Genomic DNA, 16,454 nt, shown 5'->3' with positions numbered 1-16,454 from the left:
TACGAATGCAATCTAAAAAAAGAGATCGACGATGCGTGTGAGTCGCATACAGGCCGCGGAAAACCGCGAAACCGCAATCAACGTGGCAAGCCGCCTTTTGCGGGAGCGTGGCTTTGACGGCATCGGCCTCAAGGATCTGATGAAGGGTGCCGGGCTGACCCAAGGCGCCTTTACAAGCATCGCATCAATGGAGGACTTGGTGGCACAGGCGTCCAAGCGGGCGATGGAGAGTGCCAACCACCGATGGTCGGCCGCGACCGCGGCAAAATCCGAGGATCCGCTTGGCGCGGTGATCGCGTTCTACCGGGTAGATTCTGACATCTTGATCCGGTGAAACCTTAGTGGTTTTCTGTCCGCTGGTCGGATCCGTGGCGCTGTCGGGAAGACCACCGAGCAGGACGCCCGCCAGCACAACGCGGGTCTCGTTTTCATGCCCATCTCAGTGCGGCCAAGAGCGGAGCGGTCGGGTTTCTGCGGATCATCTCTCATCTTCTCTTGATAGATTGCGTTCGCCCTCTATATAAGATATAGATTACGAACACACGCTAAAAGGGAGATTACCGATGCGCGTAAGTCGCATTCAGGCTGCGGAAAACCGTGAAACCGTTATCAATGTGGCAAGCCGCCTTTTTCGGGAGCGCGGTTTTGACGGCATCGGCCTTAAGGATCTGATGAAGGGTGCCGGGCTGACCCAAGGCGCTTTTTACAAGCAGTTCGCGTCAAAGGAGGACCTGGCCGCGCAGGCGTCCAAACGGGCGATGGAGAGCGCCACCCACCGATGGTCGGCCGCGACTACGGCAAAACCCGAGGATCCGCTTGGCGCGGTGATCGCGTTCTACCTCAGCATGGACCATCGCGAAGAAAGGATGGACGGCTGCCCGATCGTGGCGCTCGGTTCGGATGCCGCCAGACAGGGCGTGGACGTGAGAGCGTCGTTCGAAGCCGGGATCAGGGAATATCTTGAGATGTTTGGTAGTTGGGTTGGCGAGGCCGACGGCGAGCGGCCCGGCGACAAGGCCATGGCCATTCTCTCGACAATGGTCGGTGCGGTGCTCCTTTCGCGCGTCGTCAACGACCCCGACCTCGCGCAGGCATTTCTGGATGCGGCGACAGAACAGGTTCGCGAAGCAGCCGGCGCTTGAACGGCGTGTGCAGCGCTGGCGGCGCACCCAAATTGATAGGAAAATAGATGCGACGGATTGTTGTCACAGGCATGGGAGCGGTCACGCCCCTTGCTGCCGATGTCGAAGCGTCCTGGTCGCGTCTCCTGGCCGGCCGCTCGGGCATCCGCAGGCTTGCGGATGATGTGGTATGCGACCTGCCGGCGAAGGTCGGCGGGGTGGTGCCCTCCACAGAAGAAGATCCGGACGCTGGTTTCGATCCGGAAGCCATCCTTCCGCCGAAGGATCAGCGCAAGGTAGACCGGTTCATTCTCTTTGCGCTGGCCGCGGCACGAGAAGCGCTCGCCCAAGCAAGATGGGCCCCCGTCTCGGAAGCGGATCGCTTGCGCACCGCCACGATCATCGCCTCGGGCGTCGGCGGGTTCCCGGCCATAACCGAGGCGGTGCGCACGGTCGACCGCCGCGGCGTCCGCCGTCTATCACCTTTTACGGTGCCGTCCTTCCTGGTGAACCTCGCGGCAGGCCACGTCTCGATCCGCTATGGCTTCAAAGGTCCGCTCGGTGCACCCGTGACGGCGTGCGCGGCCGGCATTCAGGCGATCGGCGATGCGGCTCGCCTGATCCGCGCCGACGAGGCCGATATTGCCGTGTGCGGCGGGACTGAAGCATGCATGAATCTTGTCAGCCTCGGTGGGTTTGCCGCGGCACGCTCTCTTTCGACGTCCTTTAATCACCGTCCTGATGAGGCCTCCCGACCGTTCGACAAGTCGCGGGACGGCTTCGTCATGGGCGAAGGAGCCGGCATGCTGGTCATCGAGGAATTGAGCCACGCGCTGGCGCGCGGCGCAAGACCGCTGGCCGAGCTTGTCGGCTACGGCACGACGGCGGATGCTCATCACGTCACCTCCGGTCCCGAGGACGGCGACGGTGCGCGCCGGGCCATGGAGATCGCAATCGCCCAAGCAGGGATTTCGCCCCGCGAGGTTCGTCATCTCAATGCCCATGCGACCTCCACGCCGGTGGGCGACCTGGGTGAGATCGAAGCGATCAAGAGCGTGTTCGGGCGCGATTTCGCGATAGCTGTCAGTGCAACGAAATCGGCGACCGGACACCTGCTCGGAGCCGCCGGCGGGCTCGGAGCAATCTTCGCAATCCTGGCGCTCAGGGATCAGATGGCACCGCCGACCCTCAATCTGAGCGCTCCCGATCCGGCCGGCGACGGGATCGACTTCGTCGCAAACCGGGCCCGGCCGATGGCGATGGGCTATGCAATCGCCAATGGCTTCGGCTTCGGAGGCGTTAATGCCAGCGCGCTGTTCCGGCGCTGGACGGATGATCTGGCCGGCGCGAGTACCGGAGGCGCTCATGATTGACGCCTTTCGCTCCGACCTGTCGTGCTTCTCCCACGCCAATCCAAAACGAAGAAAAAAGTGACCTCCATGAACAAGACCAATCTAGGCGTCGCCCTGGTGACCGGGGCATCCAGCGGTATCGGGCACACAACGGCCAAAGCCTTGCAGAACGCGGGCTTTCGCGTGTTCGGAACCAGCCGTCGCGCGGTCGTCGACCGATCCGATGGCGTTACCATGCTGGCCTGTGACGTGACCGATGACACGTCCGTGGCGAAACTTGTCCAGGACGTGCTGGCCGAGACCGGGCGCATCGACCTGCTTGTCAATAATGCCGGCGTTGGCCTGCTTGGTGGCGCGGAGGAGTCCTCGATGGCCCAGGCCAAGTCGTTGTTTGACGTGAACGTCTTTGGCGTTATGCGGGTAACCAAAGCGGTGTTGCCGACAATGCGCCGCCAAGGCAAGGGCAGAATCGTCAATTTGAGCTCGGTGCAGGGGTTCATTCCAGCTCCCTATTTCGCGCTTTATTCGTCGACCAAGCATGCCGTTGAGGGCTACTCCGAATCGCTCGACCACGAACTGCGTCCTATCGGAATTCGCGTCGTGCTGGTGGAGCCCGCCTATACCCGCACCTCATTTGAAGAAAATCTCGCCAGGCCGGATCAGTTGCTCGATATCTATGACTCTGCGCGCGCCGGCATGAATGCAGCTGTGCGGAAAGCGATGGAAAAAGGCGATGCGCCGGAAGTGGTGGCCAGGACCGTTTTGGCGGCTGCGACCGATCCCGCTCCGAAGGGGCGCTATGCGGCTGGAAAAATGGCGCGCCAGGTCAGTTTCCTGCGCCGTTTCGTCCCCGCATCCGCATTCGACAAAAGCCTGCGAAAGCAACTCGGGCTCTCGGTTTGATGACATCGACGAACACCCGTGAAGATCGGAATCATCGACGCTGGAAACGTCGGCACCACATTGGCGCGGCGCAACCTGACGCGATTGCTCTGGAGAACGCCCTGCGGTCGTTGGCGTTAGATTAGCGCCATGTTATGTTGCGGCGCGAAAGAGCGGGGGCCACGTCCTTTCACACCCGTAAGCGATCTGTATGTGCGACCCCTGCAGTCTGGTCGGAATCACGGAAACCTCCCGGGCATGGGGTTCGGGATCGATGGGGACAAGGGGTAATGCTTTACACGCTCATTATGATGGTCTGCCTGACGGATGTGCCGCAGACCTGTGAACAACGCGAACAGATGGTGGACGGCCTGGCGATGAATCCCGGGACCGCCTTCATGCAGGCGCAACCGCTGGTAGCCCAGTGGATCGAGACGCATCCCGGTTATTTCGTTCAGCGCTGGCGCGTGCTACCCGGCCGTGGATCGTGATATCCGCCGCGAAGATCGAATGAGGTTCTATTTCTTCGCGGCGAGCGTTTCCGAGACGGCCTTGGACAATTGATAAAGCCGCTGCTCGATTATCGTCGGCACTTCACAGACGTAGGTCAGTGATTGGACGCGTTCATTGAAAATTCGCGTTGCGAATGTCAGCTGTTCGGTTCGCCGATCGATCTCTTCGGGATCTGCATCCGGCTTTGCCCGCAATGCATCGACCTCGGACGCTTCCTTGCGCAACGCGGCGGCCATTTCGAGCTGCTTGTGGGCGTAGCGGGAAATACCGGAGATCACCTGCGAACGCTCGGCGTCCAGGTGGTCGAACATGCCTTGCACCATCATCGCCATTTTGGGTGCACGTTGCTCGGCCGGCAAGGAGGCCGCGAAATCCCTGATCTTCTTTTGAGCTTCCGCAATCGGCATCCGGCGAGCCGACACTTCCTCGATCAGGGCGGAGATGGTGGGGTCCTTCGACCAGTCCTTCGCGGCTGAAGGAAGATCCGGTCCGCTCCAGATCTGGCCGAGCGAGAGCTGCGGCACCTTGCGCTGCATGCAGGGCCAGTCCGGATCGGGGTTGGCTGCCATGGCGTTGACGCCTGGCGCGAGCATGGCGACCAGAGCCAGACTGCGAACATGGATCATTCGCGCCATCAGGCATTTCCTCCCGTGTCCTGTTTGCGGGTCATCAGGCCGCGCGAAGGGTCGTAGGCGATGATGGCGGCGGCAAGGAACAGCAGCGTGCAGCCGGCAACGACGCCCAGCGACAGCCAGTCAACCTGGCCGTAGAAGGCGAAGCGGATCAGTTCGACGGCGTAAGTAAATGGATTGGCGAGGCAGATTTTGTAGAGCAGGGGGCTAGCCTCCTGGATACGCCACAAGGGATAGAGTGCCGGAGAAGCGAAATAGCCGGGAAAGATGACGAAGTTCATGATGCCAGCGAAGTTTTCGAGCTGCTTGATCATTGAGGACAGAAGCATGCCGAGCGCGCACAGCATCATGCCTGACAGGAACAGCGCCGGCAGCACGGTGAGATAGCCAAGCGGCGGCGCCTTGACGCCCCAGAACCAGGCAACGATCAGGAACGCGTAAACCTGCGCGATCGACACGGCGACACCGGCGAGCATCTTCGAGATCAGTAAAAACCATCGCGGGAAGGGGCTGACCAGCAGGGTGCGCATGTTGCCCATTTCGCGATCATAGACCATCGACAGCGAAGACTGCATGCCCGAAAACAGCAGAATCATGCCGCACAGGCCGGGCGTGATGTAGACCTCGTAGAGCACGTAGGTCTTGTAGGGCGGGATGATCGATACGCCGAGCACCTGCCGGAATCCGGCGGCAAAAATGAACAGCCAGACGAGCGGCCGAACCAGCGAGGATATAAAGCGCTCGCGCTGATGCAGGAAGCGCAGGCACTCCCGCACGACGATCCCTTTGAGGCAAACGAGGTAGTGGCGGAGCCCAAACTGTTCGAACTTCACCGGCGTGAGGGCGGCGACTTTTGCGGGCATTGCGGGAGCGCTCATGGCGACATCTCCGCGATGCCGCTTGTCTCGATGCGGTTGAGCCTGGAAAAGGCGTCGCGGATCGAACTGGCACCGCTCGTCGCAACGACATCGGCCACCTTACCCTTGGCAACCAGGTCGCCCTGCCGCAGCACGACGACATGGTCGCCGTCTTCGACCTCATCGATCAGATGCGTCGCCCACAGCACACCGATGCCCTCGGTTTCGACGAGTTTGCGGATGGTGGCCAGAATGCCCGCACGCGACTGGATGTCGAGACCGACCGTCGCCTCGTCGAGCAGCAGCAGGGAAGGGCGGTGGAGCAGCGCCCGCGCGATCTCGATGCGCCGCATTTGGCCGCCGGAAAGACTGCGTGCCTTGTCATGCTGACGGCCCTGCATGTTGACTGTCTCGAGCAGCGCGGCAATGCGCTGCCGGGCTTGGTGGCCGCCAATGCCATGCAGCGAGGCGTGGTAGGAGAGGTTCTGGTGGACGCTGAGGTCGAGGTCGAGCGTGCGTGCCTGGAATACGATGCCGACACGCCTGAGCGCTTCGCCCGAAGCGCGGCTGACATCATAGCCGAAGATGCGAATCGATCCGCGGCGGGTGCCGTAAAGATGGCTGATCAGTGAGAACAAAGTTGTCTTGCCGGCCCCATTGAGGCCGAGCAGAACGGTGAAAGTTCCCGGCGCGATCGAGAATGAGACGTCCTGGAGCGCTCGCTTCGGACCATAGGAATGGCTGACGCCGGCAACATCGAGCGCTGCCACCTCCTCTCCAGCTCCGCTTGTCCTCACATGCTGCATGCCGCTGGCTCCTTCGAGGCGCGCTGGTCATCTAGTGCACTTGCAACATCCCCGCGGCAAATATTCATCACGTCGGTCTCCCTGATCATTGCTGCGGTCTAGTGGGGCGATATGGCCACGCCCCAAGGCTGCTGGCCCACCGTAACCGATTGAACCGGCTCGTCCGTCGCCGTGTCGATGAAGGTGATGTCGTTGGAATTGCCGTTGGTGGTGATCAGCGTCTTCTGATCGGGGGTGAAGTCGAGATGCCAGACGCGCTGGCCGACCAGGATGTATTTTTCCACCTCGTAGGTTTCGGTGTTGATGACGGCGACGTGGTTCGCTGGGCCGAGCGCGACATAGGCTTTCTTGCCGTCCACGCTGATTGCGATGCCGACCGGCTGGATGGTTTCGGGCCGCAGTCCCGCAATCGCGAACTGGATCTTCTTCACCACCTCGCGTTTGAGACTGTCGATGACGCTGACGGTGCCGCCGATTTCGGCACTGACCCAGATCTGGGATCCGTCGGGCTTGAATTGCGCAAAGCGCGGACGCGTGTCGACCAGGACGTTGTCGGTCACCTCATGGCTGCCGGTGTCGATGAAATGCGCCATGCTGGTGGTTTCGGAGGTGTTGACCATGGTTTTGCCATCGGGACTGACGGCCATGCCTTCAGGCTCCACCCCGACGGGAATCTCGGTCATGACCTGCTTGCTCTCCACGTTGATCGCGGTGACGAGATTGTCGTCCTCGTTGGCGACGTAGAGCGTCTTGCCGTCGGGCGAAAGCACGAACAGTTCGGGATCGGGGCCTGATGGCAGCGTGCCAACGATCTGCAGCGTCGCGGTATCGATGATTTCGATCGTATCGTCATCGCTGGCGCACAAATAGATGAACTTGCCGTCATGCGAGATGGTGATACCGCGCGGCCTCTGGCCGACTTCGACGGTCTTCACCACTTGCATGGTCGCCGTGTCGACGACCGTTATCGTATTGTCTTTCTCGTTGGAGACATACACGGTGTAAGCCCACGCCGGATTGGCCATGAAGCCGAGAATGGCCAGTGCGCAAGCTCGTCTCTGCACGAAAATTCCTCCCGATTGGTTCTACTTAAGGACGCATTTCGTTTCCGGCTGATCGACGCCGAGCGTATCGAGCTCGGAGATCTGGTGGAGATAACCCTCCTGTGGCGATGTCGAGACCACGGATTTGGTGTCGCCGAGCAGGATTGGCTGGCGAAGCTGATGGTTCCACTTGCGGAAGGTCAGCTTCTGTCCCTTGAAGGCGGCGACCGAGAAATCGTCCGAGCGGATGTAGTCGCTGATCTTCTTCGGATCGTCGCCATTGGTCCGTGTGCTGGCTTCGCCCACCGCCCGCACCGCCGTCCAGGCCGACATATCCTTGGACAGCATTCGCCGGCCGGTCGTCCTCAGGAAACGGCTTTGCATTTGAATGCCACCCCATTGCTCGCTCGCGGGATGCCAGGACGATGCGACAAGACCGGCCGTGCCAGCGACCAGCCGCGGTGTCCAGGTGCGGTAGGGCACATATGTTCCGAACACCTCGCTCTCATCGGCGACAAGCACCACGTCATGCTCCGGCAGATCCTGCGTGAACACGGAGATCTGCTGCTGTATCTGCGTGGCGCCGGTGTCGGTGCGGCGCGCCGTGCCAGTGTCTTTGAACTCCTTCTCGGCGACGATCTGACCGCCGAAGCGAGCCGCCGCGCGGCGCAACGCGGCCGCATAGAGATGATCCCGCTCGTGCGAACCATAGAGCAGCACCCAATTCGGCCATTTCTTTACCACGAGATACTGCGCCAGCGCGTCGGCCAGCATGCTTCGCGTCGGCGCGACATGGAAAATGTTTATGCGGCAGTCTTCCTCGCGCAGGCTGTCGTCTGTGGCACCGACATTGAAGACCAGAACGCCCTTGTCGCGGGCGATGTCGGCGATCGACAGCAATTGCCTGGCCGAGAGGTCAGCGACAACATAGCGGTCACCTTTGGCAATCAGATCGTTGAACGCCTGAACCGCGTCGGCGTCCGGCTTGACCTCGGCTATGTCGAGGCTGAATTTCTGGCTGAGGAACTTTCCTGTCGTGTTGTTGTCGCCGATCGCCACATTGGCGCCGGCGACACCTTCGTCGCGTGGCGGCAGGTCCAGCAGGGAAAGCGCCAGTTGCGGCGCGTAGGCCCGCAAATAACCTATTCTGATTTCGGTTATCTTTCTTTCCGGCCTGTCGGCTGCGACCGGTTGCTTGCCCGTCACTTCCTGGGCCATCACGCCTGTAACGTTGGCGGTCTGGAAAAAAAAGCACAAAAAGGCCGCGAGAGTGCCTGGCACCGCGCTCGTCATCGATAAAACTGCCCATTCTTGCACTAAAGTCCGATTGTTCCCGGACCAGCGCGAATTCAAGGTGCCCACAATGAGCTTAGCGGACGCCACAAGATTTATCAAAGCCCCGCAAGTGGACTTACGTGTCTGCTTTAGTCCTATTCCTTTTCGCGGGGATACGGCGATGAATGAGCGTATTGCGGTCTCATCCGCAGCAATGGCGGAATGAGAAACTCTATGGGTCGTCATGGGAGGATTGCCTGATGAAAACGCGCGCCGCTGTCGCCGTTGCCGCCGGAAAGCCGCTGCAGATCATGGAGGTCGACCTCGAAGGTCCCCGCGATGGCGAGGTGCTGGTCGAGATCAAGGCAACCGGCATCTGCCACACTGACGAGTTCACGCTGTCGGGCGCCGACCCGGAAGGCCTGTTTCCGGCGATCCTCGGCCATGAGGGCGCCGGCATCGTCGTCGACGTCGGCAAGGGCGTCTCCTCGGTCAGGAAGGGCGACCATGTCATCCCGCTCTACACGCCGGAATGCCGGCAGTGCCCGTCCTGCCTGTCGCGCAAGACCAATCTGTGCACCGCCATCCGCGCCACCCAGGGACAGGGCTTGATGCCGGACGGCACCTCGCGCTTCTCGATCGGCAAGGACAGGCTGTTCCACTACATGGGCTGCTCGACCTTCTCCAATTTCACCGTGCTGCCCGAGATCGCGGTGGCCAAGGTCAATGCCGACGCCCCGTTCGACAAGGTCTGCTACATCGGCTGCGGCGTCACCACCGGCATCGGCGCTGTCATCAACACGGCCAAGGTCGAGCAAGGCGCGACGGCGGTCGTGTTCGGCCTCGGCGGCATCGGCCTCAACGTCATCCAGGGATTGCGCCTTGCCGGCGCCGACATGATCATCGGCGTCGACCTGAACAACGACAAGAAGGAATGGGGCGAGAAATTCGGCATGACGCATTTCGTCAATCCGAAGGAGATCGACGGCGATGTCGTGGCCCATCTCGTCAACATGACCAAGCGCGGCGCCGACCAGATCGGCGGCGCCGACTACACGTTCGACTGCACCGGCAACACCAAAGTCATGCGGCAGGCGCTGGAAGCGTCGCATCGCGGCTGGGGCAAGTCGGTCATCATCGGCGTTGCCGGCGCCGGCCAGGAGATCTCGACGCGGCCGTTCCAGCTGGTCACCGGCCGCACCTGGATGGGCACCGCCTTCGGCGGCGCGCGCGGCCGCACCGACGTGCCGAAGATCGTCGACTGGTACATGGCCGGCAAGATCGAGATCGATCCGATGATCACCCACACGCTGAAGCTCGAGGACATCAACAAGGGCTTTGACCTGATGCATGAAGGCAAGTCGATCAGGAGCGTGGTGGTTTACTGACGAGGAGAAAGCCGCCGGCTAACCAGCCAACGGCCGAAAAATGCAGATGTTCAACAAGGGAGGAGACAAAAATGCCGGAAAAACTGCATCCTAAAATCGACAATGGACTGCCACGGGAAAAGGCCGACTTTGCCGGCGGCACGCTGGTCTGCGCCTGCACCAGCAACCCGGTCAAGGTCAAGGTCAAGGGCCAGATCGCCCACAACCATGCCTGCGGCTGCACCAAATGCTGGAAGCCGGAAGGCGCGCTGTTCTCGGTCGTGGCGGTTGCCGGTACAAACGACGTGACGGTGACCGAAAACGGCGACAAGCTGAAGATCGTCGATCCGGGCGCGCTGATCCTGCGCCATGCCTGCACCGGCTGCGGCGTCCACATGCACGGCCCGGTCGAGCGCGACCACGCGTTTAAGGGGCTGTCGTTCATCCATCCCGAACGCTTCCAGGAAGACGGCTGGGCGCCGCCGGGCTTCACCGCCTTTGTCTCTTCGATCATCGAGTCCGGTGTCGATCCGAGCCGCATGGACGGCATAAGGTCACAGCTGAAGTCGATCGGGCTCGAACCTTATGATTGCCTCAATCCAGGACTGATGGACTATATCGCCACCTGGACGGCCAAGCGGTCCGGCGCGTTGCCGGCCTAACGAGTGATCAGACACTATCTTTGGGGGCCGGACGAAATCGCCCGGTCCCAGGCGTTGGAACGAACGCAGGCGAGCGCGTAGACGGACACGCTCCGTAAGTCATTGCCGACGTGCTGTCAGCCTCGGGGGGCGCTGGGCTCAACGGGAATACGCTGAAATTGGTTCAACCGGATCGTACAGCTTCAAGATCAGCGACTGCGATCAGTTGGTTCTGGCTTGGCGCGGCCCAGATCGTGGACTAGCTTGGATATCGCGGGCAAAGTCGCGCCCAAAGCGCGATGGCGGCAAGGTGGTGCTCCTTACCAGTACGATATCGAGCGCCTAGCGGGGCTTGAACGGCAGCACCATCAGCTTGCTGCGTTTTGTACAGGAAACCGGCCCGTATACCAGCGCGACGCCAGACCAGCCGATACCATCCGTGCGACGGCGAACAAGGCGGGCGTCGGGGAAGCGTCGTGTGGCGGCCGGCAACAGTGCGAAAGCCAGCGGTCACTGGCTGTCACGCGAAGCCGGAAGTCGGTCACGACCTGTCTCTGTTTCAATGGATCCGTCGCCGGCACATTCGGCCGATTTGGGCCACCGGGCAAGGCAATGCATTTCAGAACGGCCACATCTGCCGCGTGGCGCCGCGGAAATCATGGCCACATTCTGCTTTAGCCGGCCAAGATGGCAATGTACTATTTGCCAATAAGCTGGCCATGGTTGCAGGACTATTCTAGGCCAGACCAAACCGAAATGAAGCTGATGACCGATCGCGCCAGGTTCCTGATCATTGACGACCATCCGCTGTTTCGCGAGGCGCTGCATAGTGCCGTGCAGATGGCCTATCCGGAAGTCGACACGGTGGAGGCGCGCTCGATTGCCGAGGCGCTCGAGCTTCTGACGGATGCCAAGCCGTTCGACCTGGCGCTGCTCGATCTCAGCATGCCCGACGTGCATGGGTTTGACGGGCTGCTGCAGCTCAGGACGCGTTATCCGCGCCTGCCGGTCGTCATCGTCTCCGGCTATGAGGAACCGAAGATCATTTCCGAGGCGCTGTCCTACGGTGCGGCCGGCTTCATCCCGAAATCGGCGCGCAAGAGCGACCTTGCCGCCGCCATCCGCTCGGTGATGGAAGGCGCGATCTATGTTCCCGAGACTTATGAAGGCCGGCCGCGCGACGCCGACAGCACCGACCGCGCCGAGATGGTGCAGCGCCTGGCCACGCTGACGCCGCAGCAGCTCAAGGTGCTGCAGATGCTGCGCCAGGGCCTGCTCAACAAGCAGATCGCCTACGAGCTGCAGGTCGGCGAGACCACCGTCAAGGCGCATGTCTCGGAAATCCTGCGCAAGCTCAACGTCTACAGCCGCACACAGGCGGTGATCGAGGTCTCAAAGCTCGACAATGCCGAGCTGTTTCGCGATCGGGCGGGGTTTTGAGAGGGCTCGCTAAAAAGCGCACTGTCACCCTAGTCGACAGCACTCGTGTCACCGCAATCGGACTAAGCGACGGCTCTCACGTTCCTGACACCAGCTAAGCAACCCGCGCCTCCCTAGTCAGATCAAATTCACGCGGCGATTGCTCTGCAGCAGTTAGCCGCTTTCCCTCGTCCAGTAAAATGGCGGCCCCGGGTCCAACGTGAAATGCTTTAATTTTACTAAATTGCTTTTTGAATGCTCTATTAAAAGTCTTCATTAGCTCCTGAGCGAGCGGCGTGTCGGAGACCGTAGCCACGCGGCCATTTATCACAACATCTTCAGCCAATCGCCCACCAGGCGAAAAAGTTACTGTGTCCGGATTGCCAAGCTGATCTAACGAATACCGGATGCCGAAAGGTGTTTTTATCGGCCTCACCTCAATGGGCACAGCGTGGCCGGTGACAAGAAATGATCGACCGCTGGAAGCCGATCCTGTGGTTGATTGCCCAAGAGTTGGAATTTGCATTCTATTGCTAAAAGAGTCGAATTCCATCTTGGGAAAATGACCCATGAAGATGTATTTTACCGAAATTTCAAGTTCTACTGCTTCCAATACGGGAAGAAGATCATCCTTTAGCGCGAAGAAGAGAATCTGCTTCATATGAATTATCGCCTAGGCACAAGTAATGGCTGGAATACGCTGATCCGTGTGCTGGGAAGATACGGCCAGTTCAAGCCAGCAGATGTGCCAGCAACGCCCTCAGTTGCGCTGGCTTCAACGGTTTGCGCATCAGTTCGATGCCGGCGGCGCGGGCGGCCTTGGCGACACTTTCCGAGCCGTCGGCGGTGACGATCAGCGCCGGCACCGCGCGGCCGAGACAATCACGGACTTTGGCGATTGTGGTGGTGCCGAGGTCGCCGCCGTCGAGATGCTGGTCGGCTATGACAATATCTGGCAACCAGTCGGTATCGCCAAGCAAGTCGAGCGCGTCACCGGTCGAGGTGGCGGGGCGCACCAGGCATTGCCAGCGCTCGAGCAGGGAGGTCATCGCCTGCAGCACGTCGATGTCGTTCTCGACCAGCAGCACCCTTGTGCCGAACAGACCGTAGCCGCGCGGCCGCTCCATGTCGACGGTGCTGGCGATTGGATCGGCCGTGTCGCCGATCCCGACCGGAACGTCGATATGGAAAATCGTGCCATGTCCGACCTTCGACGAAAACGTGACGGGATGGCCGAGTGCCGCGGCGATGCGGCGCACGATGGCCAGCCCCAACCCCAGCCCGCCGGCGGCAAGCCCGGCATCCGTCGGGATCACGCCGCGATGGAATTCCTCGAATACCGCCTCGCGCTGGTCGTCGGGGATGCCGCAGCCGGTATCGGCGACGTCGATGCGGATCGTGTCGCCGCGATGCCTGGTGCCGACCAACACGCCGCCCGAGCGGGTATAGCGCAGTGCATTGGACAGGATGTTCTGCAGGATGCGGCGCAGCAAGGTTCGGTCCGAACGAACGAGCGCATCGACCGGCCGGAACTTCAGCGTCAGCCCCTTCATCTCCGCGACCGGCTGAAAATCCGAGCGCAGAGACGAAAACAGCGTCTCCAGGCTGACATCGGTGATGTCGGGCTGCACGACGCCGGCATCGAGCTTGGAAATGTCGAGCAAGGTGCGGAGCAGGTCCTCCATCGTCTCCAGCGATCGCTCGACCTGGCGGACCAGCTTTGTGCCTTCCTCGCTGGTCTGTACTTCAGCAAGCGCCGAGACCGACAGATGCGCGGCGTTCAGCGGCTGCAGCACGTCATGGCTGGCGGCCGCCAGGAACCTGGTCTTGGACAGGTTCGCCAGCTCGGCGTTTTCCTTGGCTGCGTTCAAGTCGATGTTCGACTGCTCCAGCCGGCGCAAGGTCGAATGCAGCTCTTCGGTGCGGCTGCGCACCCGGCTCTCAAGCGAAATGGCGGTCTGGAACAGCGAAAAGGCATTGCCTTGCTGGTCCATGGAACGCTCGACGCGGCTGATCAGCGCGGCGTTGATCTTCTTCAGCCTTTCCAGGTCGTCGATGTTCCTGAGCGGCATCCCGGATTTCCTACTCCGCCGCTTCGGCCGGATTGCGTTCACCGAAGGCGATGCCGGTGAAGGTCTGGTTCAGATGCATCGAACGGTACTGTTCGCCATAGGTGCCGAAGCCGAGGACGTTGTTGACCCTGTAGAGTTCCGAAATCTCGCGATAGACCTGCCGATTGCGCGCGTCGAGCCGGCGCAGCACGCAGTCGAAACCGAGGATCAGGTCAATGCCGCCAAGCCTTTCGCTGACGTCGCTGAGCGCGGCGCGGGTCGCCTCGACCATGTCCTTAGGCTGGGCGACGGCAAGCACGACACCATCGTCGATGGCGCAGAAGAACGACAGCGAGCCGTCCGCGTGCATCTTCTGGATTGAACGGCAGTAAAATTCGCCGCCGACTTTCACCACCACCGGGTGCGAGGCAAAACTCAGTGGCGTCAGCATCTGCGCCACAACGCCGACCGAGGCGGCATATTCCTCGGCGGCAATGGTGGCGTTGAATTCGCGCACGATGCGATGGTCGGGATCGGATGCCGTCACCACCAGCTTCTCGTCGGTGGGAACGAAATTGTCGGTCTTGAACACGTGGAAAGGAATTTCCGTGGTGACCAGCACGATGATGGCGCTGTCGGAAGTCACTTTGCCGTTCGAGATCAGCCGTGTTGTCTCGAATTTCAAATCATCGCCAGCCGACCCACCGATCAGTGGGATGTCGTCGAGCCCCCAATGGATGGCGGAGGTCACCGCTTCTTCGGCATAAGACAGGCCGTCGATCAAGCAGAGCGCGAAAGTGGTGTCGGCTCGCTCGTGCCCGAGGCGCTCGTGTAACGAACGCCTCAGCGCCTCGACTTCGCCGGTAATCCCGTCCATGCCCGATGAGGACAGATTTTCGACCATGGTGCTGGCTGCCGAAAACGATACGGAGGGAAGCAGCATAGCCAGGATCTGGCCTTCCTCCAGCCCCTTGGGCGTTATCTCACCGGCTGTCGAGCAGCCGGCATAGTGGAGCGCCGGCGCGTGGGTCTTCAGCGCTTCCGACAGGGCGACGGCCTCTATGAGGCTCTGCGAGAAAAACAGGAGGGCAAACCCGGCGTCAATGGCCGCTGCTTCCGCTGCCACCGCCCGGGCGAACGCATCCGCGTCAGATTCGTCGGTCGTGAGCACCGAAACGCCGCATGCATAGCGCGTCCGTGACTTGGCCAGCGGCTTCCTCCTCCATTTCCTCCAACGCTCTTTTTTGTGCGCGTCTGGCGCGCCGGCGTCGAGGTCATTGTTGTCTTGAAGCGGCGCTTTGGCAATGAGCCAACATGATGGATTTGAAGTTTCTGCCATTTGACGGCGTCCGCGCAGCCACTCACAGACGAAAGGCCGCATCGCACCGCCATCGCGTTCGCTTCGTTGCGCCGTTTCCTGCCTCTGCGTGACAACTGCGTCATCCAGCGGGCAGTGCAACATCACGACCGATGCGAAATCCGCCAAAGCGGTGCGAAACTTCGTAGGAGCAAGGTCTTCGCGAGTGCCGAGCAGGGGATATTTGTCACCACCGCCTCTCGTTCTCGAAAGTAGCGCGAGCGCTACCGAGGAAGGCCCGAGAGACGAAGTCAAAGCTGCACCTGGAGCTGACCGACGGAGAGCAGTTGCTTGAGATGCTTTACACAACCAACGCGCCGAAGCCTGCCTTGCCTCCGCCGCAGGTCAAACTCGACCAGGAATGGCGGGACGTCCATGGCCCGGGTCATTCTCGCACTCGACTTTTTACTGATTACATGAGCGGATGGCCCCGTTGGGGGAGCCGCAGACGCGCTCGGCCGAAGGTGTCTGGCATTTGGTCTGAGATCGATCGGGTCGAAGCCAATTTCTGCCTGCTGCGCTTCACGCTATTGCAAGACATTCAAATTTGAGCTTCCGCACTCATGCTTTGTCGAGAGTATCTCCGTAAGTTTTAGCCGTTCTGAATCGCCGTCGGCGATGATGACGACGAAATAGGAGAACGCAATGGCTCGCAATCACGTTGAACGTCTTGGAGAGTTTAGGGAAATCTTGGTCGCGACGCGGCGCGAAGGAGTCCGTAACGTGCACCATACTCGCGACGCAATGCGGGCAAGTGGCTTTCAGATCGGGGACAGCGACGGATCCAGCTACGGAGCCGAGCTGAAGGTGCTCCAAGAGGAAATTGAGGCAGTCGATCGCGCCATCGAAGACGAGAAGCGGTTGGCCCTGGCCCTCGAGAGCGCGGCTCAATCCCGCCGACCGACTAAACCGAGAATCGTGAAGGGAACATAGAGTCCGGTAAGGCCCTTGGCGCCCGTCGCGTCGATCGCCTTCGGTACAGTGTCGGGCTCGTCGCCGCCGTGGTGCAGCGCCTAAAAGCGGACGTTTCGCTTTCGTGAAGAGTTTCGGGCGCCGGCAGGCGTACGAAAGTCCCCGAGGAAGGAACCCGCGGGCCACAGTCGATGGCTATGGGGATTTCGATTTGCGGCTGGTGTCG

Annotated in this window: 16 protein-coding genes and 1 pseudogene; 9 read left to right on the top strand and 8 right to left on the bottom strand. The window is 60.9% G+C overall.

Annotation, left to right across the window (positions count from 1 at the left end; all coding sequences use genetic code 11):
- Positions 1-31 precede the first annotated feature (31 nt).
- The 5 genes and pseudogenes from NKH93_RS20870 to NKH93_RS20850 form a co-directional block, all read left to right on the top strand.
- Positions 32-304, top strand: a pseudogene (locus tag NKH93_RS20870) (TetR/AcrR family transcriptional regulator); the annotation flags it as partial.
- 259 nt (positions 305-563) lie between these two features.
- Complete coding sequence (locus NKH93_RS20865) at positions 564-1,142, top strand: TetR/AcrR family transcriptional regulator (RefSeq protein ID WP_352541912.1); 579 nt, start codon at positions 564-566, stop codon at positions 1,140-1,142.
- Positions 1,143-1,189: 47 nt separating this feature from the next.
- Complete coding sequence (fabF, locus tag NKH93_RS20860; protein WP_352771197.1) at positions 1,190-2,494, top strand: beta-ketoacyl-ACP synthase II; 1,305 nt, start codon at positions 1,190-1,192, stop codon at positions 2,492-2,494.
- Positions 2,495-2,560: 66 nt separating this feature from the next.
- A complete protein-coding gene (locus NKH93_RS20855) occupies positions 2,561-3,376 on the top strand; it encodes an oxidoreductase (RefSeq protein ID WP_352971750.1) in 816 nt (271 codons plus the stop codon).
- A gap of 269 nt (positions 3,377-3,645) precedes the next feature.
- Complete coding sequence (locus NKH93_RS20850) at positions 3,646-3,846, top strand: hypothetical protein (protein ID WP_352779701.1); 201 nt, start codon at positions 3,646-3,648, stop codon at positions 3,844-3,846.
- Positions 3,847-3,873: 27 nt separating this feature from the next.
- On the opposite strand, the gene NKH93_RS20845 is transcribed toward NKH93_RS20850, so the two are convergent.
- The 5 genes from NKH93_RS20845 to NKH93_RS20825 form a co-directional block, all read right to left on the bottom strand.
- On the bottom strand, positions 3,874-4,503 hold the full coding sequence (locus NKH93_RS20845) for a hypothetical protein (RefSeq protein WP_352874824.1): 630 nt from the start codon (positions 4,501-4,503) through the stop codon (positions 3,874-3,876).
- Positions 4,503-5,363 (bottom strand): lanthanide ABC transporter permease protein PedC, encoded by an 861-nt coding sequence (locus NKH93_RS20840; RefSeq protein ID WP_352503305.1) that lies wholly within the window; start codon positions 5,361-5,363, stop codon positions 4,503-4,505. Before NKH93_RS20840 ends, NKH93_RS20845 begins: the two co-directional genes overlap by 1 nt.
- Before the next feature lie 11 nt (positions 5,364-5,374).
- Positions 5,375-6,163: a lanthanide ABC transporter ATP-binding protein PedB/LutE gene (locus NKH93_RS20835; protein ID WP_352934624.1), complete on the bottom strand. Its 789-nt coding sequence runs from the start codon at positions 6,161-6,163 to the stop codon at positions 5,375-5,377.
- A gap of 98 nt (positions 6,164-6,261) precedes the next feature.
- Positions 6,262-7,227 (bottom strand): YVTN family beta-propeller repeat protein, encoded by a 966-nt coding sequence (locus NKH93_RS20830; RefSeq protein ID WP_352971746.1) that lies wholly within the window; start codon positions 7,225-7,227, stop codon positions 6,262-6,264.
- 21 nt (positions 7,228-7,248) lie between these two features.
- Positions 7,249-8,499 (bottom strand): lanthanide ABC transporter ABC transporter substrate-binding protein PedA1, encoded by a 1,251-nt coding sequence (locus NKH93_RS20825; protein ID WP_352971743.1) that lies wholly within the window; start codon positions 8,497-8,499, stop codon positions 7,249-7,251.
- A 242-nt stretch (positions 8,500-8,741) separates the two neighbouring features.
- Here NKH93_RS20825 and NKH93_RS20820 point away from each other — a divergent pair, with 242 nt between their 5' ends.
- The 3 genes from NKH93_RS20820 (at position 8,742) to NKH93_RS20810 (ending at position 11,929) form a co-directional block, all read left to right on the top strand.
- Positions 8,742-9,869 (top strand): S-(hydroxymethyl)glutathione dehydrogenase/class III alcohol dehydrogenase, encoded by a 1,128-nt coding sequence (locus tag NKH93_RS20820; RefSeq protein WP_352971740.1) that lies wholly within the window; start codon positions 8,742-8,744, stop codon positions 9,867-9,869.
- A 71-nt stretch (positions 9,870-9,940) separates the two neighbouring features.
- The gene (gene gfa, locus NKH93_RS20815; RefSeq protein WP_352697755.1) at positions 9,941-10,510 is read left to right on the top strand and encodes an S-(hydroxymethyl)glutathione synthase; all 570 of its coding nucleotides are present in this window, start codon (positions 9,941-9,943) and stop codon (positions 10,508-10,510) included.
- A gap of 735 nt (positions 10,511-11,245) precedes the next feature.
- On the top strand, positions 11,246-11,929 hold the full coding sequence (locus NKH93_RS20810) for a response regulator (protein ID WP_352541896.1): 684 nt from the start codon (positions 11,246-11,248) through the stop codon (positions 11,927-11,929).
- Positions 11,930-12,023: 94 nt separating this feature from the next.
- Here NKH93_RS20810 and NKH93_RS20805 read toward each other — a convergent pair whose 3' ends face one another.
- The 3 genes from NKH93_RS20805 to NKH93_RS20795 all read right to left on the bottom strand — a co-directional run bounded on the left by NKH93_RS20805 (position 12,024) and on the right by NKH93_RS20795 (position 15,130).
- Positions 12,024-12,569, bottom strand: coding sequence for a hypothetical protein (locus NKH93_RS20805; protein WP_352971737.1), 546 nt, complete (start codon positions 12,567-12,569; stop codon positions 12,024-12,026).
- A 70-nt stretch (positions 12,570-12,639) separates the two neighbouring features.
- Complete coding sequence (locus NKH93_RS20800) at positions 12,640-13,980, bottom strand: ATP-binding response regulator (RefSeq protein ID WP_352971734.1); 1,341 nt, start codon at positions 13,978-13,980, stop codon at positions 12,640-12,642.
- Between the two features lie 10 nt (positions 13,981-13,990).
- A complete protein-coding gene (locus NKH93_RS20795; RefSeq protein ID WP_352971731.1) occupies positions 13,991-15,130 on the bottom strand; it encodes an FIST N-terminal domain-containing protein in 1,140 nt (379 codons plus the stop codon).
- A gap of 831 nt (positions 15,131-15,961) precedes the next feature.
- Between NKH93_RS20795 and NKH93_RS20790 the strand changes: the two genes are divergently transcribed.
- Positions 15,962-16,249, top strand: coding sequence for a hypothetical protein (locus NKH93_RS20790; RefSeq protein ID WP_023679221.1), 288 nt, complete (start codon positions 15,962-15,964; stop codon positions 16,247-16,249).
- The last annotated feature ends 205 nt before the right edge of the window (positions 16,250-16,454 follow it).

It is taken from the genome of Mesorhizobium sp. M0954 (assembly GCF_040319155.1).
Classification (GTDB): domain Bacteria; phylum Pseudomonadota; class Alphaproteobacteria; order Rhizobiales; family Rhizobiaceae; genus Mesorhizobium.
This window is presented reverse-complemented; position numbering and strand designations above follow the sequence as displayed.